General features: G+C 39.8%; 21 protein-coding genes. 18 read left to right on the top strand and 3 right to left on the bottom strand.

The annotated features are described in order from the left end of the window. Positions 1 to 68 precede the first annotated feature (68 nt). The 13 genes from M3205_RS03045 (at position 69) to M3205_RS02985 (ending at position 14,312) form a co-directional block, all read left to right on the top strand. A complete protein-coding gene (locus M3205_RS03045) occupies positions 69 to 1,049 on the top strand; it encodes an aminopeptidase (RefSeq protein ID WP_251168574.1) in 981 nt (326 codons plus the stop codon). Between the two features lie 13 nt (positions 1,050 to 1,062). After that, positions 1,063 to 2,580, top strand: a complete 1,518-nt coding sequence (locus tag M3205_RS03040) for a tripartite tricarboxylate transporter permease (RefSeq protein WP_251168573.1) — start codon at positions 1,063 to 1,065, stop codon at positions 2,578 to 2,580. After that, complete coding sequence (locus tag M3205_RS03035; protein ID WP_251168572.1) at positions 2,577 to 3,620, top strand: tripartite tricarboxylate transporter substrate binding protein; 1,044 nt, start codon at positions 2,577 to 2,579, stop codon at positions 3,618 to 3,620. Before M3205_RS03040 ends, M3205_RS03035 begins: the two co-directional genes overlap by 4 nt. Before the next feature lie 15 nt (positions 3,621 to 3,635). Further along, on the top strand, positions 3,636 to 4,082 hold the full coding sequence (locus tag M3205_RS03030) for a tripartite tricarboxylate transporter TctB family protein (RefSeq protein ID WP_251168571.1): 447 nt from the start codon (positions 3,636 to 3,638) through the stop codon (positions 4,080 to 4,082). Between the two features lie 114 nt (positions 4,083 to 4,196). Continuing rightward, the gene (locus M3205_RS03025) at positions 4,197 to 5,321 is read left to right on the top strand and encodes a 2-keto-3-deoxygluconate permease (RefSeq protein WP_251168628.1); all 1,125 of its coding nucleotides are present in this window, start codon (positions 4,197 to 4,199) and stop codon (positions 5,319 to 5,321) included. Between the two features lie 7 nt (positions 5,322 to 5,328). After that, positions 5,329 to 6,102: an enoyl-CoA hydratase/isomerase family protein gene (locus M3205_RS03020; RefSeq protein WP_251168570.1), complete on the top strand. Its 774-nt coding sequence runs from the start codon at positions 5,329 to 5,331 to the stop codon at positions 6,100 to 6,102. 37 nt (positions 6,103 to 6,139) lie between these two features. After that, complete coding sequence (locus tag M3205_RS03015; RefSeq protein ID WP_251168569.1) at positions 6,140 to 7,135, top strand: aminopeptidase; 996 nt, start codon at positions 6,140 to 6,142, stop codon at positions 7,133 to 7,135. Positions 7,136 to 7,172: 37 nt separating this feature from the next. Next, entirely contained in the window at positions 7,173 to 8,318 is a 1,146-nt protein-coding gene (locus tag M3205_RS03010) for a CaiB/BaiF CoA transferase family protein (protein WP_251168568.1), read from the top strand. Positions 8,319 to 8,356: 38 nt separating this feature from the next. After that, positions 8,357 to 8,884, top strand: coding sequence for a gamma carbonic anhydrase family protein (locus tag M3205_RS03005; RefSeq protein WP_251168567.1), 528 nt, complete (start codon positions 8,357 to 8,359; stop codon positions 8,882 to 8,884). Beyond that, the gene (locus M3205_RS03000) at positions 8,881 to 10,188 is read left to right on the top strand and encodes an aspartate aminotransferase family protein (RefSeq protein ID WP_251168566.1); all 1,308 of its coding nucleotides are present in this window, start codon (positions 8,881 to 8,883) and stop codon (positions 10,186 to 10,188) included. Before M3205_RS03005 ends, M3205_RS03000 begins: the two co-directional genes overlap by 4 nt. Then, positions 10,175 to 11,599 (top strand): NAD-dependent succinate-semialdehyde dehydrogenase, encoded by a 1,425-nt coding sequence (locus tag M3205_RS02995; RefSeq protein WP_251168565.1) that lies wholly within the window; start codon positions 10,175 to 10,177, stop codon positions 11,597 to 11,599. Before M3205_RS03000 ends, M3205_RS02995 begins: the two co-directional genes overlap by 14 nt. 17 nt (positions 11,600 to 11,616) lie before the next feature. Beyond that, positions 11,617 to 13,017 carry an FAD-binding oxidoreductase gene (locus M3205_RS02990; protein ID WP_251168564.1) on the top strand — a complete coding sequence of 467 codons (1,401 nt, stop codon included), beginning with the start codon at positions 11,617 to 11,619 and terminating at the stop codon, positions 13,015 to 13,017. After that, positions 13,014 to 14,312: a (Fe-S)-binding protein gene (locus tag M3205_RS02985; RefSeq protein ID WP_251168563.1), complete on the top strand. Its 1,299-nt coding sequence runs from the start codon at positions 13,014 to 13,016 to the stop codon at positions 14,310 to 14,312. The genes M3205_RS02990 and M3205_RS02985 overlap by 4 nt, the downstream gene beginning before the upstream one ends. A gap of 177 nt (positions 14,313 to 14,489) precedes the next feature. Here the strand turns inward: M3205_RS02985 and M3205_RS02980 are convergent, their stop codons facing one another. Together M3205_RS02980 and M3205_RS02975 are read right to left on the bottom strand one after the other, a co-directional pair. Beyond that, entirely contained in the window at positions 14,490 to 14,681 is a 192-nt protein-coding gene (locus M3205_RS02980) for a hypothetical protein (RefSeq protein ID WP_251168562.1), read from the bottom strand. A gap of 35 nt (positions 14,682 to 14,716) precedes the next feature. Next, positions 14,717 to 15,163: a YaiI/YqxD family protein gene (locus tag M3205_RS02975; RefSeq protein WP_251168561.1), complete on the bottom strand. Its 447-nt coding sequence runs from the start codon at positions 15,161 to 15,163 to the stop codon at positions 14,717 to 14,719. Positions 15,164 to 15,634: 471 nt separating this feature from the next. Here M3205_RS02975 and M3205_RS02970 point away from each other — a divergent pair, with 471 nt between their 5' ends. The 3 genes from M3205_RS02970 to M3205_RS02960 all read left to right on the top strand — a co-directional run bounded on the left by M3205_RS02970 (position 15,635) and on the right by M3205_RS02960 (position 22,713). Further along, the gene (locus M3205_RS02970; RefSeq protein ID WP_251168560.1) at positions 15,635 to 18,100 is read left to right on the top strand and encodes an AAA family ATPase; all 2,466 of its coding nucleotides are present in this window, start codon (positions 15,635 to 15,637) and stop codon (positions 18,098 to 18,100) included. Next, positions 18,078 to 19,115 carry a 5-methylcytosine-specific restriction endonuclease system specificity protein McrC gene (gene mcrC, locus M3205_RS02965; RefSeq protein ID WP_251168559.1) on the top strand — a complete coding sequence of 346 codons (1,038 nt, stop codon included), beginning with the start codon at positions 18,078 to 18,080 and terminating at the stop codon, positions 19,113 to 19,115. The genes M3205_RS02970 and mcrC overlap by 23 nt, the downstream gene beginning before the upstream one ends. A gap of 445 nt (positions 19,116 to 19,560) precedes the next feature. After that, entirely contained in the window at positions 19,561 to 22,713 is a 3,153-nt protein-coding gene (locus M3205_RS02960; RefSeq protein WP_251168558.1) for a DEAD/DEAH box helicase, read from the top strand. Positions 22,714 to 22,753: 40 nt separating this feature from the next. On the opposite strand, the gene M3205_RS02955 is transcribed toward M3205_RS02960, so the two are convergent. Then, positions 22,754 to 23,149, bottom strand: a complete 396-nt coding sequence (locus M3205_RS02955) for a (deoxy)nucleoside triphosphate pyrophosphohydrolase (RefSeq protein WP_251168557.1) — start codon at positions 23,147 to 23,149, stop codon at positions 22,754 to 22,756. Between the two features lie 118 nt (positions 23,150 to 23,267). On the opposite strand from M3205_RS02955, the gene M3205_RS02950 reads away from it, so the two are divergent. Together M3205_RS02950 and M3205_RS02945 are read left to right on the top strand one after the other, a co-directional pair. Continuing rightward, a complete protein-coding gene (locus tag M3205_RS02950) occupies positions 23,268 to 24,110 on the top strand; it encodes a nuclease-related domain-containing protein (protein ID WP_251168556.1) in 843 nt (280 codons plus the stop codon). A gap of 26 nt (positions 24,111 to 24,136) precedes the next feature. Then, entirely contained in the window at positions 24,137 to 24,460 is a 324-nt protein-coding gene (locus tag M3205_RS02945; protein ID WP_251168555.1) for a nucleoside triphosphate pyrophosphohydrolase, read from the top strand. Positions 24,461 to 24,478 lie beyond the last annotated feature (18 nt).

Genomic DNA, 24,478 nt, shown 5'->3' with positions numbered 1-24,478 from the left:
ATATAAATCACAACTTGGCACGGTAATTGCATTCTAACTAGTTGAAGGAAAAAACGAGGGGGAGTGCAATGAAAATCATAAATAAAATGTTTATGGTGAAATCCGTCCAGACATTATTGAAGACATGTCTAAATGTAAAGCCGGGAGAAAACCTATTGATTTTAACGGATACAAATACGACTGAAATCGGGGAAGTTTTCGCACTTGTTGGTGAAGGCATGGGAGCAAAAGTGGTGATGACCATCATGAATCCCACTACAAGGCATGGGGATGAACCGCCAAGAATCATTGCAGAGGCAATGAAAGCAGCTGATGCCATCGTTGCCCCGACAACCTTTTCTATTAATCATTCTACTGCCAGAAAAGAAGCCAGTAATGCAGGTGCCAGATTAATATTTATGCCTGATGCTAATGAAGAGGTTTTCTTAGATGGTTCACTGGATATCGATTATTTTGCCCAGAAGAAAATAATCGATAAAGTTTCCGCCATTCTTGAAGAAGGGGAACAGTTAAGCATCACTACCCGTTTAGGAACGGAGCTTTCTATGTCTATAACCGGACGGCATGCCGTCCCTCAAACAGGAATTTGTCATGAGCCTGGAAGTATTTCTCCTCCCCCATGTATTGAAACAGCTGTGGCACCACTAGAAGGAACTACAGAAGGAGTCATGTACATTGATGGGGCCATTGTGCCGGGCAGGGCGTGTGAAGAGCCGGTTAAAGTCGTCTTTAGAGAAGGGAAAATCATCTCCATCGAAGGAAAAGAAGATGCTGAAAAGCTTAAGCAAACGCTGGAAAGTTATAATCATCCCAATGTATATTGCGCAGTGGAAATGGGAATCGGCATGAATCCAAAAGCGAAAATTGGCAGAGGAGGACAGCTGGAAGACGAGGCAGAGTTCGGGACCATGCATATTGGAATTGGCAATGGGATCACATTTGGAAGCAGTATCAGAGCCCCGGGGCATTGTGATTTAGTGATTCGAAAACCGACTATCATAGTGGATGGGAAAATCCTTATGAAAGATGGAGAACTCTATATAGATTAGGGAGGAGGTTTATTTGGGAGAAATAAGTTTAATCGGCGAATCGCTGGCCAGTTTCTTTACATTTAAGATCATGCTTTTATTTCTTATTGGCACAGTTGCGGGGATGGCAGTAGGTGCACTTCCGGGTCTGACCACTACTATGGGAGTATCCTTGCTGATTTCATTTACCTGGGGGATGGAATGGATAGAAGCAATGGTTTTAATTGTGTCTGTTCATATAGGAGGAACCTATGGCGGATCCACGCCAGCCATCTTCTTAAATATTCCAGGTACACCTGCCTCCGCTGCAACGGCTATGGATGGCTATCCAATGGCTCAGCGGGGGGAGGGAGGACTGGCAAGAGGACTTGCTACCTTCCAAAGCTTTTTAGGCACAATTCTGGCAGCTGTATTGTTTCTAATAGGGGCGCCGCTTCTTTTGGATATAAGTATGAATTTCGGATCATGGGAGTATTTTCTGCTTGCCATGTTTGGAATTATTCTCAGTGCAAACCTAACGGCTGCATCACTATCGAAAGGGCTTATTTCCGGGATATTAGGATTAGCTTTTGCCACTGTAGGAATGGATAAGATCACTGGTGCCCAGCGTTTTACTTTTGGAGAAAGCGCTCTCATGGATGGTTTTAGCCTAATTGCTGTATTAATTGGGGTCTTCGGAATAGCTGAGGTAATCGACTCTATTATGCAGCTGAAGAAGCCTTTAAAAGCGGAGAAATTCCAATCCAGTATTCCACCGTGGAAAATGTTAGTGAAGTTTTTGCCAGCCGGCGGAAGATCTTCAATAATTGGAGCATCTATTGGAGCGATTCCAGGTGTTGGCGCAGATGTTGCAGCCTGGGTTTCCTACGATGTGGCCCGCCGAAGAAGTAAGAAGCCTGAGACCTTTGGCAAGGGAAATCCAGAAGGAATCGTTGCTGCAGAAACAGCGAATAACGCTTGTGTGCCAGGTACATATATACCGATGTTAATACTTGGCATCCCTGGTGATGCAGTTACGGCAGTTATTATAGGAGGGCTTTTGCTCCACGGATTGCAGCCGGGTCCGCTTTTACTTACACAAAACCCTGATATATTAAATCAATTTTTCATCATTTTAACGATATCTGCTGCGTTTATGCTGGTATTTGGATTATTTTTCTCTTATTTGTTTCAGAAAATCCTAACTGTTCCCAGGAGTATAGTTTTGCTGATTGTGACGGTTTTTAGTGTGGTAGGGACATTTGCAGTAAACAACCGGCCATTTGATATTGGAATTATGTTTCTTTTTGGGATCGTCGGTTTTCTTATGCGTAAAGTTGGGCTCGCTGCCCCTCCTTTAGTGTTAGGGTTAATCCTTGGTTTAATGGCGGAACAGAATTTCCGCAGGGCCATGGTTAGTGCCGATTATTCGTTCGGGCCATTCTTTACGCGGCCAATTAGTCTTTTCCTGCTGGTCTGTATTGTATTTCTACTTTTAAATCAAAATGGATTCCTGACAAAACGCTTAAAACACTTATGGAGGAAAATAAAGCCTAAGGGGGCAAACGTATGAAAATAAAAATGATGTTTCTGGTTCTGTTTTCAGTGGTTCTGATATTAGGGGCTTGTGCAGGCAACCAATCAACTAAAAAGGCAGCTGGAAACAGCAAGGAAACAGCCAATGATTACCCTTCACAGCCAATTGAAATTATTGTCGGTTTTGGTGAAGGGGGCGGTACTGACACGATGGCCCGGACCCTGCAGCCAATCCTTCAGGAAGAATTAGGAGAATCCATTGCGGTTAGAAATATGCCTGGAGCCTCTAGTGCATTAGCCCTTGAATATGTTAACGAACAAGAGTCTGACGGACATACCATTCTTTTTCAAACGGATCTGGTCCGAGTCTTTCCAACAATGGGCATGACAGATTTAACATATAAGGATTTCGAGCAAATAGGAATTGGCGCCATGGGGATTGCCAATCTTACAGTCAAAGCCAAATCTGACCTGAAGACATTTGATGATGTGGTTCAGCTACTGAAGGATGGAAATGCAAAGGTTGGTGTGGCAGCGATTGGGGATCCATGGCACCTCACTCTGGAGATTTTGAATAGTGTTGTGGGTGGAGATGCCGAAATTATCACATACGATTCCGGTTCAAATGCTGCCATGGCTGCGATGAAAGGGGAGGTCGATTTTTCAATCAGCGGGGTTAATGAGGTAGTGGATTTGCTTCGGGCAGGAGATCTACGTTCACTGGCTGTTATGGATAATAAAGCGTTTGAAGTAGATGGACTTGAATCAATCCCACCGGTCACTGACTTTGTTTCTGATTTGGATAAATATGTACCGGAGGGAACCTGGTGGGGACCGGCTGTAAAGCATGGAACACCTGAAGAAATCGTCATTAAAATTAGAGACGCGTACAACAAAGCAATCAAGAGTGATGAATTTCAGGCCTTTGCAAAGAAAAGGGCAATTGTTCTCACAGATATTGAGGATAGTCAGGAATATACAAAAGAAATCACCGAAAAAACAAGCTGGCTGCTTTGGGATATTGGTGTTGGAAATCGGTCACCAGAGGAAGTAGGAATTAGCCGGCCAAAAGAGTGATAGAAAGGAGAAAAGATGAGAATAAATAAAGATTATCTTTTGGCGGGCATTGTTTTTGCGATTGGACTCTTTTTCGTCATAGGGAGCTATGATTTTCCGCCAGGAGAACACTTCTTAAATTCATCCCGGTCATTTCCCATGCTCCTCGGCTATAGTTTGATAGGTCTATCAATCTGGCAGCTTATCCAAACCATCAGAAAGACTAAAGAGGAAGAAGGGGAAACAGGTTCTCCCTCCATTCAGGAAGTTAAAAGAGGAATACTATATCTGCTATTTACAGTTGTTTATATCTTTTTGTTAATACCTTTTATCGGCTTTCTATTTTCTACCTTAATTTTTTTACTCATTGGCATGCTGTATTACAAGGAAGTCCGCTGGTATACGGCGACATTAGTATCCATAGGGATGATTGGTTTCATTTATGTGGTGTTTGAAAAACTCATGTATATTCGATTACCGTAAAAAAAATCGGAATTGTTATTACTCTCCTAAATGATTGAAATAACCAATGCTAGCCAGGGAATCAGAGTTATTGATGTAAAAGGATATCAAATAATAGATATGGCGGTGAATTATATGAGGATAAAGCAAACAATTGAAAAAGTGCCTGGAGGTCTGATGGTTATCCCTCTGATGCTTGGTGCTTTATTTAATACGATTGACCAGCTCCACATTCCAATTGTGATGAATTTCCTTAAGAGTTTAGGGGTTTCGCCGGTTGAAGAAGGAATATATGAGTTTATGAGAATCGGCGGGTTTTCGGAAGCACTATTTAAAACTGGAACCCTGACCCTCATTGGCTTGTTCTTATTCTGTGCAGGCAGCCAGATGAATTTGCGGGTAGGCGGAAAGGCCCTTAAGAAAGGAATTCTATTAACAAGTAGCAAGTGTTTGACCGGGATTGCATTCGGTATTTTGTTTGGGCTGTTTTTTGACCCAATGGACGGTCTGTTGGGATTATCTACTCTGGCAATTATTGCTGCCATGACCAATGGAAATGAAGGAATGTATGCAGTGTTGACAGGACAATATGGGAATCGGTCAGATGTTGGAGCCATTTCCGTTCTTACTCTGAATGATGGTCCATTTTTCACCATGCTGGCTTTAGGGATGGTTGGCGTTAATTTTCCTTTAATTGCATTCATCGCTGTCTTGCTGCCAATTGCTTTAGGAATGCTTTTAGGTAATCTGGATGAAGACATACGGGAGTTTCTAAAGCCTGGTGAAACGCTCCTTGTACCATTCTTTGCTTTCTGTCTTGGCGCAGGAATGAACTTCATGAGTTTCTTTAATGCTGAAGCTGTTTGGGGCGGTCTGGCTCTCGGGTTTGCCACAGTCATATTTACAGCATTAACCGGAATTCTGGTTTATAGGATGTTTGGAGAAAAGAGTACAATTGGCCCTGTTGCAGAAGCATCTACAGCAGGGAACGCAGTGGGTACACCAGCTGCGATCGCAGCAGCAGCATCAGTGGCAGCGGGTGCAGGATTGATGACGGTTGAGAAGGCTCAAAGTTTTCAGGAGATTGCTAATTTAGCAACAATCCAAATTTCAATTTCTACTATTACGACTTCAATATTATGCCCGGTAGCCGTTATTTTGTGGGATAAGTATCAACGAAGCAAAGGCATTGATGGACGCCTGGAGGATATACCCAGTAAAGAAATAAGAATCTCTGCAGAGCTTGAACAGGAATCATAGAAGGGTGATGAAAAATTTGGAAAAAATTCATGCTGAGATATCAGATTTTATTTGCACCATTACCATTAAAAACCCGCCAATGAATATTTTGACGAAAGAGTTTCGGCAGGAGTTTGTTCCTTATATGGAGGAGCTTAAAACCTCTTCGGATGTCAGGGTTATTGTCCTTACTGGAGAAGGGGATCGGGCATTTTGCGCAGGAGCCGATTTAAACGAAGAAGGAGAGCTGACACCTGAATCCGTCAGGCACTTCTTAGAAGAAGATTGCAGAATTTACGATATTGTCAATGAAATGCCCCAGCCTGTCATTGCCGCAGTTAATGGCTATGCGTTTGGCGGAGGGTTCGAGCTTGCCTTAGCCTGTGATATCCGTATCATTTCGGAACGTGCGAAGCTATGTGCAGCAGGGGTAAAGGTTGGACTGGTTGTGGGACCAACCCGGTTAGTAAGACTGCTGGGTGAAGCATATGCCAAAGAAGTGATTTTGACAGGCAGAACCATAACAGCTGAGGAAGCATTTCAAAGAGGGCTGGCCAGCAGAGTGGTATCTCATGACAAGCTGCTGGCAGAAGCGCAGGAATGGGCACAGCTGATTGCTTCCCGTGCTCCAATCGCAGTAAGACATGCTAAGAACACAATTCAGAAGACCATGGATGCAGAGTGGCAGGAAGCAATGAAACAGGAATTGGATGCGTTTATTGAATGTCAGGATACATGGGATCACAAGCATGCGATTGAATCGTTCTTTAACAAAAAGCCGCCAGTATTTAAAGGGATATAGTTAGTTATAAAAATTGAATCAGGGAGTTGTTTTAAAAATGAAAGAAGCACTAATGTACCCGGCTGCTACTGCACTAGTAAAAGTTCTGGCAGGTGTTGAGAGCGGGGAAAAGGTTGTCATCTTAACAGATTTTTTAACGGATGGAATCACAAAAGTTCTGGCATCTGTTGTTTGTTCACTCGACGCAGAGCCCATCACGATCTCCATGCCGCCAAGGAAAGGGCATGGAGATGCATTGCCGGATGCAGTGGCAGCGGCTATGAAAGAGGCAGATGTGATCATCGCACCGACAACTTATAATATTGCCCATACAAAAGCACGCCATGATGCGCAAAAGGCCGGGGCCCGCGTATTAATCTTACCTGAAGCACATGAAGACATTTTATTAAGCAAGGGGCTGCGTGCTGACTTTGCTGCACTAAGACCTCAAGTTGAGAAACTGGCAGACCTATTGACCAATGGAGAATCTGTCCGCATTACAACATCCCTTGGAACAGATTTAAGATTCTCCATCAAAGGCAGGTCAGGCAGAGCCTTAACAGGGTTTGCAAATAGCACGGATGTTTCGGCAGCGCACTGTATAGAATCCAGCATTGCCCCTGTTGAAGGAACCGCTGAAGGTATTTTAGTGGTGGATGGAAGTATTCCGGGAGTTGGTTTAATGGAGACTCCGGTTGAAGTGGTATTTAAGGAAGGAAAGGCCGTTTCGATTACGGGAGGCAGAGAAGCGGAGCAATTCAGGAAGATATTAATGGAGAAGAATGATGAAGAAGGAAATATCTATTTTGCTGGTGAGTTTGGCATAGGCATGAATCCGGAATGTGAATTGGAAAACAGCATGCTAAGTGATGAAGGTGTTTTTGGAACCATCCATATTGCTTTAGGTACGAATGCATATATTGGGGGAACTGTTAAGGCCAAAGGGCATTACGATATGGTCGTTAAGGATCCCCGGGTAGAAATTGACGGGAGACTTATTCTGGACAATCAGGAACTCTATTTAATTGAAGATAAAGCCTTAAATAGACTTTGAAACAGTGGAATTCATTTTATAGAAGGAGATGATTTGAATGGGTGCATTGGAAGGCATTAGAGTAATTGACTTGAGCCAGGTCATGGCAGGGCCATATTGCGGTATGCTGCTGGCTGATATGGGTGCTGATGTTATAAAAGTGGAACCGCCAAAAGGTGAGAGTACCAGAAGATGGTCCCCATATAAGGAAGGGGAGAGCGGTGCGTTTATGGCGATAAATCGCAACAAGCGCAGCATAACGCTTGATTTAAAAAGCAGTGAAGATCAGAAGGTGTTTTACAAGTTAATTGAAACTGCGGATATTTTGATAGAAAATTTCCGCCCCGGGGTTGTAAAGCGACTGGGAGTTGACTATGAAACCCTCAATCAGATAAATCCGAAACTCATCTATTGCTCTATTTCCGGATTTGGCCAGTATGGCCCATATTCCTCCCGTGGCGGTTATGACTTAATCGCACAGGGAATGACCGGCATTATGAGTGTGACAGGTGAACGGAATGGCAACCCGGTGAAATGCGGACTTCCGATTATCGATTTGGGTTCTGGCCTGTTTTCTGTCTATGGTATTTTATCCGCATTGTATGCAAGGGTTCATTCCAATGAGGGGCAGTATATTGACGCATCTTTATATGATACGGGAATCGCATTGTCGGTTTGGGAAAGCACTCAATATTGGTTTACGGGAGAAACACCTGCACCTACTGGAAGCGGACACCGCTTGTCTGCTCCTTACCAGGCATTTCGTGCCAGTGATGGTTATTTTACTGTTGGTGCAGATACACCGCATCATTGGCCCGTGTTCTGCCAGATCATCGGCAGACCTGAATTCTTATCGGATGACCGATTTGTTGATGATGCCTCCCGAATTCAGCACTTAAATGAATTTGTCAGATTAATTGAAGAGAAAACAAGTCTGAATCCAAGACACTACTGGCTGGAAAAATTCGAGAAAGCGGGGATTCCCGCAGGCCCGATCAATACCTATCCTGAATCTTTAAATGACCAGCACACACTATCCAGAAGAATGGTAGAAGAGGTTGTACACCCTGTTGCCGGGAAAATAAAAGCATTAGGGATTCCTGTTAAACTATCAAAAACACCTGGAAAGGTTGCAAAAGCTGCGCCTGTACTGGGAGAACATAAGGAAGAGATTTTAAAAGAATTAGGGCTCGCAGCTAAATAACATTTAAATCCTGCTACTCAGTAAGGAGAAGGATATACATGATTAAACCTTTAAAAGGACGTGTTCCATCCATTCATGCCGAAACCATGGTACACGGCTCGGCACAAGTGATAGGAGACGTCAGAATAGCCAAGAATGTGAGTGTATGGCCTCAATCAGTCTTACGGGCAGATGATGATAATTTTATCGAAATTGGTGAAGGAAGCAATATTCAGGACGGGTGTATCTGTCATGTGACACCAGAGGCTCCATTAAGGATAGGGAGAATGGTAACGGTAGGGCATGGTGCCATTTTACATGCCTGTACGGTCGAGGATGGAGCATTGATTGGCATCGGTTCTATTATCTTAGATGGAGCGGTCATTGAAAAAGGAGCACAAGTGGGAGCGGGTGCATTAGTTCCTCCAGGGAAAGTGATTCCAAAAGGCAGCTTGGCTGTTGGAGTTCCTGCCAAAATTGTGCGTGAACTAACAGAGAATGAAAGACATGACCTGGAAAAAAATGCAGAAGAATACATTGAGCTATGGAAACGCGATTATCGTGAAGAGAGTGAGGAGTCATTATGATTAATGAGAATAAAAGTTTAGCAGAAAGAGGAGACAGTGTTCTGCCCCCGGCTGCCAACAGAGTAACGAGGATAGGTGTAACGAAAGCATTTGGATCAACCGTAGAGGATGAAAACGGAAAAAAATATCTCGATTTTGCCAGCGGTGTAGGAGTAAATAATGTTGGACACTGCCATCCCGAGGTAATTGAAGCGGTAAAGCAGCAGCTGGATACGATGATTCATATTGGCCATAATGTGGCCTACTATCCATCCTATATTCAACTGGCGGAGAAGTTAAACGAATTAACCGGAAAAGAGAAGATGGTGTACTTTTCAAATAGCGGAGCAGAAGCGAATGAGGGAGCAATAAAATTAGCAAAAAAAGCGACAAAGCGTCCAGCCATTTTATCATTCAAACGGGGATTCCATGGACGGACACTCGCAGCGACATCGATCACTTTCTCAAGCTCAGCTTATCGTCAGGATTATGAAGGCCTTCTTCCAAGCGTATATGCTTGTGAATATCCATATCCTTTTAGAACCGGGCTTAGTTATGAAGAAGAGACGAAACGATGTATTCAAAGCATCCATGAAGTATTCCAGTATCAAGTTGCTCCATCCCAGGTAGCAGCCATAATCCTTGAACCAGTACAGGGAGAGGGAGGGTATATTGTACCCCCGAAAGAATTTTTGAAACAAATAAGAGAAATATGTAATCAGCATGGGATATTGCTTATTTTTGATGAAGTACAGACCGGATTCGGAAGAACAGGGAAAATGTTTGCTTATGAACATTTTGGAGTTGAGCCGGACATTCTTACCTTAGGAAAGGGAATTGCTTCAGGCTTCCCTTTAAGTGCCATCATTGCCAAGAAAGAAATTATGGAGAAATGGGAGCCGGGAACACATGGAGGCACTTATGGCGGAAATCCTGTCTCGTGTGCGGCTGCCTTGGCTTCCATTGAAATTTTAAAACGGGAAGGGATAGATAATGCCCAAACTTTAGGGGGATATTTAAAGCAGCAATTATATGATTTACAGTCAGAATATTCCGTTATTGGTGATGTTAGAGGTCTGGGCCTGATGATTGGCATTGAGTTCACGGATGAAAAAGGCTGCCCGGATGCCAGTACAGTAAATTGGCTGAAGAATTTTGCTTTAGAAAACGGAGTCATTCTTTTAACCTGCGGCACTGAGAAGAATGTTTTGCGGTTTATCCCGCCTGTAACGGTATTAAAAGAGGAACTTGATCAAGCAGTTTCTGTACTGAAAGAAGGATTGCAGCAGCTCGCAAAAAAGGAGAACGGTCATGCTATATATTAATGGAGAATGGAAATCTTCTAATAAAAATAAATCGATAACTGTGTATAATCCTGCTACTTTAGAAAAATTCGGTACGGTCGCTTATGGAGGAAAGGAAGAAGCCGAGGAAGCCATCCAGGCAGCATCCGCTGCCTTTCAAGACTGGAAGAAAACAAGCGCAGTTGAAAAATCGCAATATCTGAGAAAGATTGCCGATTGTCTAAGAGACAGAGAAGAAGAACTGGCAGTAACCATTACGAAAGAGATGGGTAAACCCCTGAAAGAATCCATTGGTGAAGTCAAACTGGCGATTTCCTATATGGATTGGTATGCAGAGGAAGCGAAGCGTATTTATGGAGAGACGATTCCAGCTTCCAGCCGTGATAAGCGCATACTGGTACTGCAGGAGCCAGTTGGGGTGACGGGTGCGATTACACCATGGAACTTTCCAGCCGCCATGGTTACCCGCAAAATTGCCCCAGCGTTAGCTGCCGGGTGTCCTGTCATCCTAAAACCAGCTTCAGCTACTCCCTTAACGGCAGTGAAGATATTCGAAGCCATTCATCAGGCTGGTCTGCCAAAAGGAGTAGCCAATTTGATTATTGGACCTTCTAATGAGATTGCCCAAACGTTATTAGACAGCAAGCAGGTGCGAAAACTGACTTTCACAGGTTCAACGGCAGTTGGGAAAAAGCTGATGAGAGACGCATCCAATACGGTCAAAAAAGTTTCAATGGAATTAGGCGGTCATGCCCCCTTTATCGTATTTGAGGATGCTGATTTAGAGAAAGCAGCAGAAGCAGCGGTTGCGAGCAAGTTCAGGAATGCAGGACAAACGTGTGTATGCACAAACCGGATTTATGTTCAGAAGGAAGCAGCAGAGGAATTTACCCGCTTGTTTGCAGAAAAGGTAAATCGTCTGCAAATCGGGAATGGCATGGATGATGATACAGATATTGGGCCATTAATTAATGAAGAAAGCCTTGATAAAGTTGTTGAACATGTGGAAGATGCCAAAGAAAAAGGCGGTGTGGTGATTTGCGGCGGATCACTGGCAGATATGGATGCTAAAGGTGTATTCTATCAGCCTACTGTTATTCAACATGCAAATGAGTCGATGAAGATTGCAAGAGAAGAAACTTTTGGCCCAGTGGTGCCGATTTTCACCTTTGAAACGGAAGAAGAAGCAATCGAACGGGCAAATCATCCAGAATACGGACTTGCATCTTACTGCTTCACTTCGGATTTAAATCGCGCCTTCCGGGTAATGGAATCTCTCGAATATGGCATTATTGGCATTAATGATGCGATGCCGACAACAGCACAAGCCCCGTTCGGAGGAATGAAGGAAAGCGGTGTAGGAAGGGAAGGCGGCAAGTACGGAATGATGGAGTATCTGGAAGAGAAGTTTGTGTCATTGAATATTGGATAATCAAAGGGGCCATCAGAATGGAATTATTAATGAAGGAAATAAGAAGCATGATACCTTCAGACCAAATTTTTACGAGTTTGGCTGATCGATATAGTTATAGTTATGATGCTTCATTCGGCAGCTATCTTCCTGAAGTGGTCATCCAGGTGAAAAATAAGGAAGAGATTTCTTCCCTTCTGAAGCTGGCCAATTCATTTAACATACCGGTATACCCCAGAGGTCAGGGAACTTCCTTAAGTGGAGGTCCTCTCCCTGTTAAGGGGGGGATGGTTTTAGACATGTCCCAATGGAATGGTGATTTAAAAATTTACCCTGATGATTTGGTGGCAGTCGTATCACCGGGTGTACTGACAGCGGACATCAATCAAGAAGCAGAAAAGTTTGGACTCATGTACCCCCCAGATCCCAGCAGTGCCCATGTATCAACAATTGGAGGGAATTTAGCGGAAAACTCCGGCGGACCAAGGGGCTTAAAATATGGAGTAACGAAGGATTATGTTATTGGTTTGGAAGTGGTGACACCTGAGGGAGAAATAATCAAAACAGGCGGAAAGACAATAAAAAATGTAACTGGATATGACTTAACAAAATTGATCGTTGGATCGGAAGGCACGCTTGGCATCATTACGGAAGCAACACTGAAATTAGTGCCAAAGCCTCCGGCATCAAAGACCATGATGGCTGTCTTTGATGATCTTGTACAGTCAGGACAAGCGATTTCGAAAATATTAACTTCCGGAATCCTTCCGGCCAAAATGGAAATAATGGATCAGTCCTCCATAATAGCTGTGGAGAACTATCAGCCGCTGGGGCTTCCTATTGACGCAGAAGCCATTCTTTTAATAGAACTTGATGGCCACCCTCTGGCTATTGAAGAAGAAATGAAAACAATAGAAGAGATTTTTACAGACTTTGAATCTGTGAAAGTGAAAATTGCAGAAAATCAGGACGAAGCACAGAGTTACTGGAGAGCAAGGAAGCTGGTTTCCCCGGCTATTGTAAAGATAAAACCGACGAAAGTTTCTGAAGATGCCACAGTGCCCCGCAGTAAGATTCCCGATATGTTCCAAAAACTAAAAGAAATCCGTGAGAAATACGATATTCACCTAGTCGTGTTTGGGCATGCGGGTGACGGGAACCTTCATCCTAATATTATCTGTGATAAAAGAGATACGGAGGAAATGATCCGGGTTGAAAAAGCCGTAGAGGAAATCTTTAAAGCGGCTGTTGAACTGGGAGGGACACTATCCGGTGAACATGGAATCGGAACATTGAAAGCTCCTTTTATGGAGATGGAATTGGGTGCAGCCGGTCTTGATATGATGAAGAGAATTAAACAAATATGGGACCCGAATAACATTTTAAATCCAGGTAAAATCTTTCCAGAAGAAGGCCAGAAGCTGGTGCTTAGGGAATGAGTACAGGAGCCGCTCTAAAAGACAGATTACATTATAAGGAGACGTTTAATTGTGTCCAATGCGGATATTGCCTGCCGGTTTGCCCCACTTACGAAACGATGAAGAGCGAGGTGCATTCGCCGCGTGGCCGCATTAATCTTGTCAAAATGCTGGCAGAAGACAAGATCAAGGCAGAGGATCTGCGGGAACCCATCGAAAAGTGCCTTGGATGCCGCGCCTGCGAAACTGCCTGCCCCACCAGTGTTCAGTACGGGAAGATACTAGAAGGAGCAAAAGAGGTTCTAGAATTTGCAGAGCAAAAATCGAGAGCGCAAAAAATAAGTGAATCATTGATTTTTGATCAAATGTTTTCATCAAAGAGATGGATGAATACAATAGGTAATCTTTCATGGTTTTATCAAAAGTCCGGGCTGCAGAAAATGGCACAAAGAACAGGGATCACTCAGCTTGCTCCGCTTCACATGGGGACATTTGAGTCTGTTCTCCCTGATCTTCCATCTCCGGCAGAACGGAAAAACAGGGCCCGCCTTTACAAAGCCATTGGTTCCAGAAAAATCACTGTTGGATTTATTACCGGCTGTGTAATGGATGCCATTTTCTATGAGACGAACAGGAACACAATTGACCTTCTGACAAAGGCTGGAGCTGACATACTTATTCCTGAGAGTCAGACTTGCTGTGGAGCGCTGCATGCACATGCAGGGAAAATTGCGGACGCTAAAGCTCTTGCCAAACGAAATATTGAGGCATTTGAAAAGGAGGAAGCAGACTATATCGTTAACAATGCTGGAGGATGCGGCGCGACGCTTTTGGAATATGGCGAACTATTTAAGGGAAACATCGAATGGGAAAGCCGTGCACAAGCTTTTTCTAATAAAGTAAGAGATATTTCACAGGTGCTAGCTGAATTAGATGGTCTGAACTTTACAAAGGAAGTGAATGGAACCATAACCCTTCAGCCATCCTGTCATATGATTAATGTTCAAAAGGTGAAAGATGAGCCAATATCTTTATTAAAGCAAGTAAAAAGCAAAGGGTACCGTGAAATGAAAGACAAAGAACGGTGCTGTGGATCGGCTGGCATCTACAATATTGTTAACTATGAGGATTCCATGGAAATATTGGATAGTAAAATGAAAAATGCGAAAGACACAAATGCATCTATAATTGTTACTTCCAATCCAGGCTGTCTGCTGCAAATGAAATTAGGGATTCAAAGGGAAGGGCTTGAGAAGAGTGTAAGGGCTATTCATTTTGTGGATTTGCTGATTGAGGCTGGGGCGGTTTCTAAATAATTTATAAATATAGAAATTGAAGTAGCAGCTTAAATAGATTTACCTGGTACTTTTGAAATTTGATGGCGCTATCCGCACAGTGAGAATACTGTGCGGTTTTTTGAATAAAATTTTATTGAGAGGGGGGCAGCCCCTCTTTTCGAGGAATTTTTAGTAGTCTAAATAAGATATAAGTGACTACTTCTTGGGCTGATCAAGTGCTTGGTAAGCTGCCTGATACTTTCCTCCATCCGTAACTTCTGAATGGTACAAGGCCTTGAGGGCATTGTTTTTTTCAAGACCATGCTCAACCTTCAGTTCTTTAAAGCGTGTATGCAATTCTTTGTTTTCCTTAATTAGTTGTTGCATTTGAGATTTTAAATACTTCAAGGTATTTACATCCTTTCTGAATCTCTGAGTTTAGCCTAGCTATTATTAGAAATAACCTGTCTAAAAAGATCCCTAAATTGCTCCCGGTCTTCTGCTGTAAAAGGCTTTGGTCCCTTTGTTCGCTGTCCGCCCTTTCTAGCCATTGCACTTAAATAACGTGTTTGTAATAATTGGTCTATATTTTCATTTGTATATCTAAATCCTTTATGGTGAAGTACGATCACTCCTTTTGCTAAACCTAGTGAAGCAAGACCATAATCTTGCGTGACGATAATATCTCCTTTTTCCACTAACTTCACAATTCGATAATCTGCAGCTTCTGCTCCAGAATCAACATAAATGGTTTCCACTCCGGATGGCTGTTTTGCATTAGAAAAATGAGAAAAGCTTGTAACAAGGATAACCGGAATTTCAAAAGTCCTTGCTTCAGAAATAATAATTTCTTTCACCGGACAAGCATCTGCATCCACATAAATTTTCATCTTTCCCTCCTGTTAAGAAGTTCTACTCAATAAAACTTTACCTTTTCAAAGGGATTTGTGACTTTGTTAAAAAATGATCAAAAGTTCTTCCTTTTGCTATAATTTTCTTTCCTCATATTATACTTTATAGATTGTGTTGGCAAATGGAGGTTCAATTGCGCACAAAATAGTTGCTATATCCTCTGCTTTTATTAAATCGCAAAGTCTTCTGTGTTCTCAATATCCATAGTATATTGATTAATTTTGCAGGTGAGTGGAGAGGGTCTGATTGTATAGCTACGGTTATTATTCATAGGAAAACAGCCCATTGATTGGGGCTTTTTCTTTTGTGTGACAGAACATAGTAGATAAGAATCATTCTTCTTTTTTTAAAGGGGAAGTTTTTTACCCCTCTTAATTTTTGAACTGTTTAACTGGTATACTATTACCATATGAATGGTAAGTTGAGATTTTTCAGGGAGGAAATGGCAAATGGGGAACTGGATTTTTCAAGGCAATCCGAAACAATTTGATGTTGATACATATATAGAAAAAAATGAAATCGTAGATTGGAATATTCGGCAAAAGCAATTTTTGGATGAGGTACAAGCTGGGGATAAGGTGTTCATTTGGAGATCGGATGGTGGCAATAAAAACACTGGAGGTGTTATTGCCTTTTGTGAAATTGTTTCCGAGCCCTATGAAGATGATGAAAATGATAAGGTTGATCTCAGAATTCTTGAGAAGCGACTGGCTCCTGAGACTGGTATGCTTTTGCGCCATGAATTAAAAGAACTTCCTGAAATCACGAATTTAATGATCTTTAGAATGCCGCAAAACACGAACTACAGACTAACGGACGAAGAATTTGAGCGCCTCTACCAACTATGGGTATCACCAGAGAAATTGGCTGAAAAACTAAATATGACAATTGTTGAAAAATATCTACATTCCTTTAAGGATCAGGCTGAAAATTGGTTTGAAAACAACTCGGATTACTTACAAGAAAGTTATCAATTTTTCAGTCACTTCAAGCAAAAAGACCATTTAAACAAAATAAAGTGGGAGGATGTGCAGGAGCTTGGTGAGCACATCAATGCTTTCAGGATGGCACTCGCTAAAAAAAGAGCTCTAGGAAATCCTAATGCATCCATTGAGCATTACCGCAATAGTTTCAACTATTTAATTCATGGAACCGAACCGCTTAAAAGAAGAATGGACCAATTTGTCCATCATGAAGATTATAAGCTATTTGGCTTTGGGTATAGCGTTGTCAGTGAGCTTATAGGAAATATTTTTCCGGAAGAATTTTGCTTTTACAACCAGAGAGACCGAGTAGCGGCAGAAAATATACTCGAACTAACTCCTGGATATGCACGAGGAGATACCTTCGGTGATAAGTTCATCAAATTTCAGGAATGCCTAAAGGAAAATGGAATAGTGGAAAAGTACGTGGAGGTAGTCGGCAAACAAACCACCCTTCCAATTTTCTATGAAATAGATCAATTTTTTAGCTATCTTTTTGAAAATTTCGGCAAGAAAGAAACTGTTATTGCAGAAGAAGAAACGATTCCTCAATACTGGCTCTTGGCTGCTGGAGAAGGAGACTTCATGTGGGAGGATTTCAAGGAAAATGAGCATATTGCAATTGGGTGGGATGAATTAGGTGATTTAAAAGCTTATGGAAGCAAACGAGAAATAATGGAGGCTCTGAAGGAGCTCTATGAAGTTGACTATAACCCAAGTAATGATGCACTCGCTAACTATCAGTTTGCCAACGAAATAAGTGCAGGTGATTATGTACTTGTTAAACGAGGGACACACAAGCTTATAGGATACGGTAAAATTGTATCGGAATACAAATTTGATCCTGCAAGAGAATCTTTCAAATCATTACGTAAAGTTGAGTGGATATCACAAGGAGAGTGGGATGTAGAAACAACACTTCATAGTAAAACCTTAACAAACATCACACCATATGATGAGTACTTGGAAAGGTTGCTTGCTTCTATTGGTAAAGAAGGAAAAACGGTTTATCCAACCTCAGAGGATAATTCCACATTAGTAAAGGAAAGTGAGAAGGTAACGATTCCTTACACACATGAACAGCTTCTCAGTGAGGTATTCATGACACAAGATAAAGTTGAGGATATCCTCGAAACATTGGATTATAAAAAGAACATTATCCTACAAGGCCCACCAGGTGTTGGAAAAACATTTGTAGCCAAGCGCCTTGCTTATCTTCATATGGGAACAAAAGATGACAGCAAAGTGGAAATGCTGCAATTCCACCAATCTTATTCATACGAAGACTTCATTCGTGGATATAAGCCTAATACACAAGGGCATTTCACTCTAAAAGATGGTATTTTCTATTCATTCTGTAAGAAAGCGATAGAAGATCAGGATAACAATTACTATATGATTATTGATGAAATCAACAGGGGAAATTTATCCAAAATCTTTGGTGAGCTTATGATGTTAACCGAGGCAGACAAACGAGGTAATAAATTCGCGGTTAAGCTTGCATACAGCGAGGGAGAAGAAACCTTCTACATTCCCAAAAACCTTTACCTCATTGGAACCATGAACACGGCGGACAGATCTTTGGCTTTGGTTGATTATGCATTAAGAAGAAGATTTTCCTTTATCAATTTAGAACCAGCTTTCCATACAGAGCAATTTCATGATTATTTAATCAACAAGGGAATTAGCCAGGGATTTATTGACAAGCTTATAGCTGGCATTACGGACATTAATCAAGCAATTACAAATGACACGATTAATCTAGGTAAAGGTTATGAAATCGGTCATAGCTATTTCTGTCCAGCAACAGAACAGGTAGATGATGAACAAAAATGGTATGAGCGAATCATTCGTCTGGAAATCGCTCCACTCTTAAGGGAATACTGGTTTGATCAGGAGGACAAAGTCGATGAACTCCTTGACAGACTCTAAAATACCGATTAGAAACCTATACTATATGCTTTGCTATGCATGGGGGCATCTTGCAGAGAAAGACATGGCCGATGTAGCCCGTGAAGATGAAAAGGACATTAAACACCTTTTAACAAGAATACTTCTTGTAAAGCTCCGCTCGCTCATCAAGCGGGGCTTTTACCGGGAATATAAATCCTATCAGGAGGAAACAGGAACTTTAAAAGGGAGGATTCACTTCCAGGAATCAATCAAAACGTTTTCTTTTAAAAGAGGTAAAATGCACTGTGAATTCGAAGAAATGACCCATGATATCGTTCATAACCAGGTTATTAAGTCAATTTTATTCTCACTACTGCAAAACCAGCAGCTAGATAAACAATTGAAAGAAGAGATCCAGCAATTGTATCCTTACTTTGCTGAAGTTGCAGTCATAAAGTTAAACCTAAGGATCTTTCAGGAGATCAAGTTGCACAGAAGCAATCAGCACTATCGTTTTGTGCTAGATATCTGCCGTTTTCTTTATGAATCATTGCTATTAAACGAGGATAATGGCGAATCCCAATTTGCTGATTTTGAACGGGATCCCAAGGCAATGGCTCGATTATTTGAGGAATTTGTGCGTAACTTCTACAAAAAGGAAATGCAACAATATAAGGTGTATCGTGAAAATATTTATTGGGATGCTGAGGGGGAAGACACAAATTATCTTCCTTTGATGCAAACCGATATTTCTCTGGAAAACACCAATCGGAAAATAATCATAGATACGAAATACTATCAACATGCATTGACACAAAATTTCGGTTCACAGAAGATAATAAGTGGGAATTTGTATCAAATTTTTGCATATCTTAGCAATTGCCGGAAAGCCGAGGGGAAGGAAACTATAGGCATGCTGCTTTATCCTAAAACAGGGAAGGATTTAGATCTTTCTTACAATATTAATGCTTATCCAGTTAAAATAATGACTGTGGATTTAGGGCGTGATTGGGTATTTATTAATAATAGATTGAAAGACATTATTTCTATATAAATAGTTAAATTAATTTTTGTTTATATTAAATCAAAGAGAAATCCGATGAGTTTAAAACTATTAAACCAAATTTAAAAGTTTTTTTGGTTTATTTTAGAATTAATTGTGGTGAACCGTATCTCAAGTAATGGTAAACAAGGAAATTGAATTTACAGTTCATATTAAAAATTGAGCAATTAAAGAAGGTTAATAAGTTAAAGGATAGCCCAAACTCTTAACAAAAGATTAAGCAAGCTTCAATTTTATGTGTGACTATATTAAAAAAGAAGTATGACTTCATGTATCCTTGGAAGCATACTTCTTTTTTAATGAGGTTGCCCTGGTACTTTCTTCACTAATAATGAAAATATAATAAATAACAACGGGATAGTGGTTTTTGTTAGAATTTACGTAATAAGTTCTTTTTTTTGTATTTAAAATAGGTAATGTCCAAACGAGGTGGAGTATGGTTAAAGAAGGAATCTATGAAGAAATTATCAATAGTCAATTAAAAAGAGAGCTTAGTAGTCTCGAGCTAGATACATATGATATAGGAAAAGAAACTATTGATGTAGAAGAGGCTAGAAAGCTCTTATCAACTTATATTTCATCTGTAACACGAAAAGCTTTAAGATTTGTTCGAGAAACTGAAAAAGATGATAAGTTGGCATTACTTGAACAGATTAAAACTTGTAATTCAATCATCAAAACATTAAGTGAATGTCTAGACGAGGAAGAATTTCAATCGCTAAAAATTGAAGAGGATGGCGAAGTTTTAACACATATCTATTCAAAGATAAACTCGGTGAAAAGTATACGGAAACAGAATATCGCTCGACCAGTGACATCTATTTCACAAAGTTCATTATTCACTGGTTCTAATTACGAACCGAATATGCTTGGAGAGATCAAAAAAGAAATATTATCAGCAGATTCAATCGATATGCTAGTTTCTTTTATTAAATGGAGCGGGTTAAGATGTATTCTTGATGAATTAAGGGTTTTTACTAATAGAGGTGGTAAACTTAATGTTATTACGACATCTTATATGGAAGCTACAGATTATAAAGCGGTTCTTGAATTAAGTCAGCTACCAAATACCGAATTAAAAATCTCTTTCGATATTGATAGGACAAGGCTTCATGCAAAGGCATATTTATTTAAGAGAGAGACAGGTTTCAGTACAGCTTATATCGGTTCATCTAATCTTTCCAATCCAGCATTAACTTCTGGCTTAGAGTGGAATCTAAAAGTAACTGAAAAAGATTCCTATGATATTATTAAAAAATTTGAAGCAACGTTCGAAAGCTATTGGAATGATAAAGAATTTGTGCTTTTTGATCATGAAAAGGAACATGATAAGGAAAGATTAAAGCTTGCCCTTTCTAAAAGTAAAAGCTCAAATGACGATAGGTATCATTTTGTATTCGATATTCAACCTTATTATTATCAAAAGGAAATATTAGAAAAGTTACAGGTCGAACGTAAGGTTTTTGGAAGAAGAAAAAACTTAATTGTTGCAGCTACAGGTGTAGGAAAAACAGTTATTTCTGCTTTTGATTATAAGAATTACTATAACCAAAATCGTCATGCAGCAAAATTATTATTTGTTGCTCATCGTGAGGAAATATTAAAACAAAGTCTAGATACATTTCGTGCTATATTAAAGGATGCCAATTTTGGCGATTTACTAGTAGGTAACCATCAGCCTAGTTCTCTTGATCATTTATTTGTAAGTATCCAAAGCTTCAATAGTAAAAAATTATATGAAAATACAACAGCAGATTTCTATGATTTTATTATTGTGGATGAATTTCACCATGCTGCTGCTAATTCTTATCAAACACTTTTAGATTATTATAAACCAAACATCCTTGTAGGATTAACCGCTACCCCAGAAAGAATGGATGGTAAAAATATTTTAACGTATTTTGACGATTCAATTGCAGCAGAAATGAGGTTAACGGAAGCGATCAACCAAAAGTTATTAAGCCCATTTCAATATTTTTGTGTAAGTGATACAGTAGATCTTTCTAAGTTAAAATGGAGTAGAAAGGGTTATGAAATTAAAGAATTAGAAAACGTTTATACGTCTAACTCTATAAGAAGTAACCAAATTGTTCAAAGTCTCAAGAAATATGTAACGGACATAGACGAAGTAAAAGGATTAGGCTTTTGTGTATCCATCGCACATGCAAAGTATATGGCTGACTATTTTAATCAAGTGGGAGTCCCCTCTATTGCCTTATATAATAATATGGAATCCAATGTTCGTAGAGATGCCCAGAGGCAATTGGTTAGCGGAGAAATAAAGATGATTTTTGTTGTAGATCTTTACAATGAAGGAATTGATATTCCTGAGGTGAATACCATCCTTTTCTTAAGACCAACAGAAAGCTTAACGGTATTCCTACAGCAGCTTGGAAGAGGATTAAGATTATCTGAAGGTAAAGAATGCTTAACGGTTTTAGATTTTGTCGGCCAGGCCCATAAAAATTACAATTTCGAAGAAAAGTTTCGGGCTCTCATAGGCAAAACCAAACATTCCATTAAACATTATGTCGAAAATGGATTTTTCAATCTACCAAAGGGGTCTTTCATTCAGCTTGAGAAACAAGCTAAGGAGTATATATTAAAAAATATTAATTCAAGTACTAATACAAGAGGTAACCTTATAGCCAAAATGAAATTTTTTGAACAGGATACCGGTTTGGAACTCAATTTATATAATTTCATTAACCACTATCACCTATCCATTTATGACTTTTATGGGAAAAACGGAGATAGGAGTTTTGTAAGAATGAAGGTGGAGGCAGGTATACGGGAGGATTTTCAATGTGAAAACGAAAAGATGATTACGAGCAAACTTCCGAATTTATTCTTCCTCAATTCACCATCGCTTCTCCAATTTCTTATGAAATACATAGAGAAGCAGGAAGTTCATAATGAAGAGGAGAGGTTAATGTTAAATCTCTTTTATTATTCTTTTTATAAGGCGCATCCTGAGAAAGAGGGATACTCAACAATTGAAGATGGCATAAATCAGATTATTTCAATACCAGAGTTTAAACAGGAGATTGCGGATATTTTAACCTACCTAATCCAATCTTTGACGACTTTGGAAATGAGCCACGACTTCCATTTTACATGTCCATTGCGTGTCCATTGTAAATACTCTACCTCTCAGATCCTGGCATCACTTGACTATTATAATGAAAACCAGAGTCCTGAGTTTCGTGAAGGTGTGAAGTATTTTAGAGAGAAGGACTTGGATATCTTTTTTATTACCTTAAATAAATCAGAAAAAGATTTCTCCCCTTCCACCATGTACAATGACTATGCGATTAATGAAAAACTTATTCACTGGCAAACTCAAAGCCGGGTTTCTGAAAGCAGTGAAACAGCGAAAAGGTATATTCAACATCGAAAAAATAATCATAAGATTGCTTTATTTGTAAGGGAATATAAAAAAGAATATGGCTATACAGCACCATTTATCTTTTTAGGAACAGCTGATTATGTAAATCACTCAGGAAGTAAGCCGATGAATTTTATTTGGAATCTTAGAGAAGAAATGCCAGCTTACTTGGTGCCAAAAGCGAATAAGAATATACTGTGATTTAGGAAGGTAGAAAATAGTCTTCTCTAATTTGGGAAGACTATTTCTCTACGATTAAGTGCTCAACAACTGGTATATCAGCAGGAGCCCACTTTAAAGACTCGAGGTTTTCTTTTTTTAGCCAAATAAGTTTTGAATGTTCATTTGGAATTGGCGTTCCATCTATAATATTGCAAGATATTGTAAAAAGGTTAATGATAAATGAATCGTATTCATGAGAGTTATTATGAAATAATTCCTTTGCTTCAATTCTACAATTTAACTCTTCAAATATTTCTCTCTCTACAGCAGTATAGATATCCTCTTTTTTCTCCACTTTACCGCCAGGAAACTCCCACAGATTTGACAATGTCATTTCAGGGGCCCTTAGAGCACATAAGATCTCATTATTCTCATTTTCAATTATTCCTGCGACAACCTTTATTATTTTTTTCAATGGATGTCCTCCTATTCAAAATTGTAGTTAATTATTTTCTCCAAATAGTACAATTCTTCCATCTAACTGGTATATTAATACTATACTAAATAAGCTATCAATTAGTAAGGAGAGCATAGTGATACCATTAATTAGCTTTTTTAAAAAGAGAAAAGATGAAGAACAGCAAAATCCAAAAATAACATTAGATCAAATAGAAGAGAAAAAGACTGAAAAGGTTGCTACCCGTATAGGTGAGTTAGGAGAATACAAAATCGATATTCAATTACATCAGCTTCCGAAAGATTTTAAGCATCTGAGCGATTTGCTAGTTGAAAACCCAAAAGCAAAGACAGGTTATTCACAGCTTGATCATATAGTGATTACTCCGTTTGGTGTCTTTGTAATAGAAACTAAAAATTATCAAGGAACCATTTATGGAGGAAAAGATAGAAAAACATGGTCCGTAAATGGCAAGTTTAAAATGATGAATCCATTTATTCAAAATTATGGACATATACAAGCATTAAAAAACTTCCTTGATCAAAAATACCATCATCTATTTATTTCAATGGTTTCCTTTACGAAACGCTGCACGTTTAAAATTGATGACCTCGAACTTAGAAAAATTGCTTCTAATGACTTAATTGTATATGACGTGGAATTATTCGATTACATACATAGGAAAGTATCGGTTCTAAAACTGCAGCATAAAGAGCCTTTGCTTAATGATAGTGAGGTTTTAATGATTTATGACGCAATTTATGCAGCAAATATAACAGATCCATCTATTAGAGAGAAGCATGTGCAAATGCTAAAAGAAAGTAAGTCTAATAAAAAAGAGACAGTTACTAAGAAGAATCAGTCGGAAAAATGCTGCGTATGCAACATAACTGTTTCGGACAAAGTGAAAGCATTTTGTTTGTCGAACAAAAGGTTTAATGGGAAGATCTTTTGTTTTGAGCATCAAAAAGATTTATAAAAATAATTACTTAAAGGGAGTCGAATGTGCCTATCTACAACAAACTTGTCCGAGACCGCATCCCAGAGGTTATTACTCGTAATGGAAAAACGTGTTCAACAAGAATATTAGATAATGAAGAATACATAGAAGAATTAAAGAAAAAGAGCTTCGAAGAGCTAGAGGAATACGTTAAAGCACAAACTGATGAGGAAGCAATGGAGGAACTTGCAGATATTCTGGAAATCCTTCATGCATTGGCCAAAGTTCATGGTTCTACTATTCGGGATGTGGATGATATCCGTAAAAGTAAAGTGGAAAAAAGAGGTGGATTTCGAGATAAAGTATTCCTAATTGAGGTTGAAGATTAATCATGAAATTATAATGGA

It is taken from the genome of Cytobacillus firmus (assembly GCF_023715565.1).
Taxonomy (GTDB): Bacteria; Bacillota; Bacilli; order Bacillales; family Cytobacillaceae; genus Cytobacillus; species Cytobacillus firmus_C.
Note: the sequence above shows the minus strand (reverse complement) of the source record. Positions and strands in the feature narration are given on the sequence as shown.

Bases quoted from the DNA above. Each gene is read 5' to 3' on its own strand.
- M3205_RS03045 (WP_251168574.1), top strand. From the start codon at position 69: ATGAAAATCATAAATAAAATGTTTATGGTGAAATCCGTCCAGACATTA.
- M3205_RS03035 (WP_251168572.1), top strand. From the start codon at position 2,577: ATGAAAATAAAAATGATGTTTCTGGTTCTGTTTTCAGTGGTTCTGATA.
- M3205_RS03030 (WP_251168571.1), top strand. From the start codon at position 3,636: ATGAGAATAAATAAAGATTATCTTTTGGCGGGCATTGTTTTTGCGATT.
- M3205_RS03025 (WP_251168628.1), top strand. From the start codon at position 4,197: ATGAGGATAAAGCAAACAATTGAAAAAGTGCCTGGAGGTCTGATGGTT.
- M3205_RS03020 (WP_251168570.1), top strand. From the start codon at position 5,329: ATGAAAAATTTGGAAAAAATTCATGCTGAGATATCAGATTTTATTTGC.
- M3205_RS03015 (WP_251168569.1), top strand. From the start codon at position 6,140: ATGAAAGAAGCACTAATGTACCCGGCTGCTACTGCACTAGTAAAAGTT.
- M3205_RS03010 (WP_251168568.1), top strand. From the start codon at position 7,173: ATGGGTGCATTGGAAGGCATTAGAGTAATTGACTTGAGCCAGGTCATG.
- M3205_RS03005 (WP_251168567.1), top strand. From the start codon at position 8,357: ATGATTAAACCTTTAAAAGGACGTGTTCCATCCATTCATGCCGAAACC.
- M3205_RS03000 (WP_251168566.1), top strand. From the start codon at position 8,881: ATGATTAATGAGAATAAAAGTTTAGCAGAAAGAGGAGACAGTGTTCTG.
- M3205_RS02995 (WP_251168565.1), top strand. From the start codon at position 10,175: ATGCTATATATTAATGGAGAATGGAAATCTTCTAATAAAAATAAATCG.
- M3205_RS02990 (WP_251168564.1), top strand. From the start codon at position 11,617: ATGGAATTATTAATGAAGGAAATAAGAAGCATGATACCTTCAGACCAA.
- M3205_RS02985 (WP_251168563.1), top strand. From the start codon at position 13,014: ATGAGTACAGGAGCCGCTCTAAAAGACAGATTACATTATAAGGAGACG.
- M3205_RS02975 (WP_251168561.1), bottom strand. From the start codon at position 15,163: ATGAAAATTTATGTGGATGCAGATGCTTGTCCGGTGAAAGAAATTATT.
- M3205_RS02970 (WP_251168560.1), top strand. From the start codon at position 15,635: ATGGGGAACTGGATTTTTCAAGGCAATCCGAAACAATTTGATGTTGAT.
- mcrC (WP_251168559.1), top strand. From the start codon at position 18,078: ATGAACTCCTTGACAGACTCTAAAATACCGATTAGAAACCTATACTAT.
- M3205_RS02960 (WP_251168558.1), top strand. From the start codon at position 19,561: ATGGTTAAAGAAGGAATCTATGAAGAAATTATCAATAGTCAATTAAAA.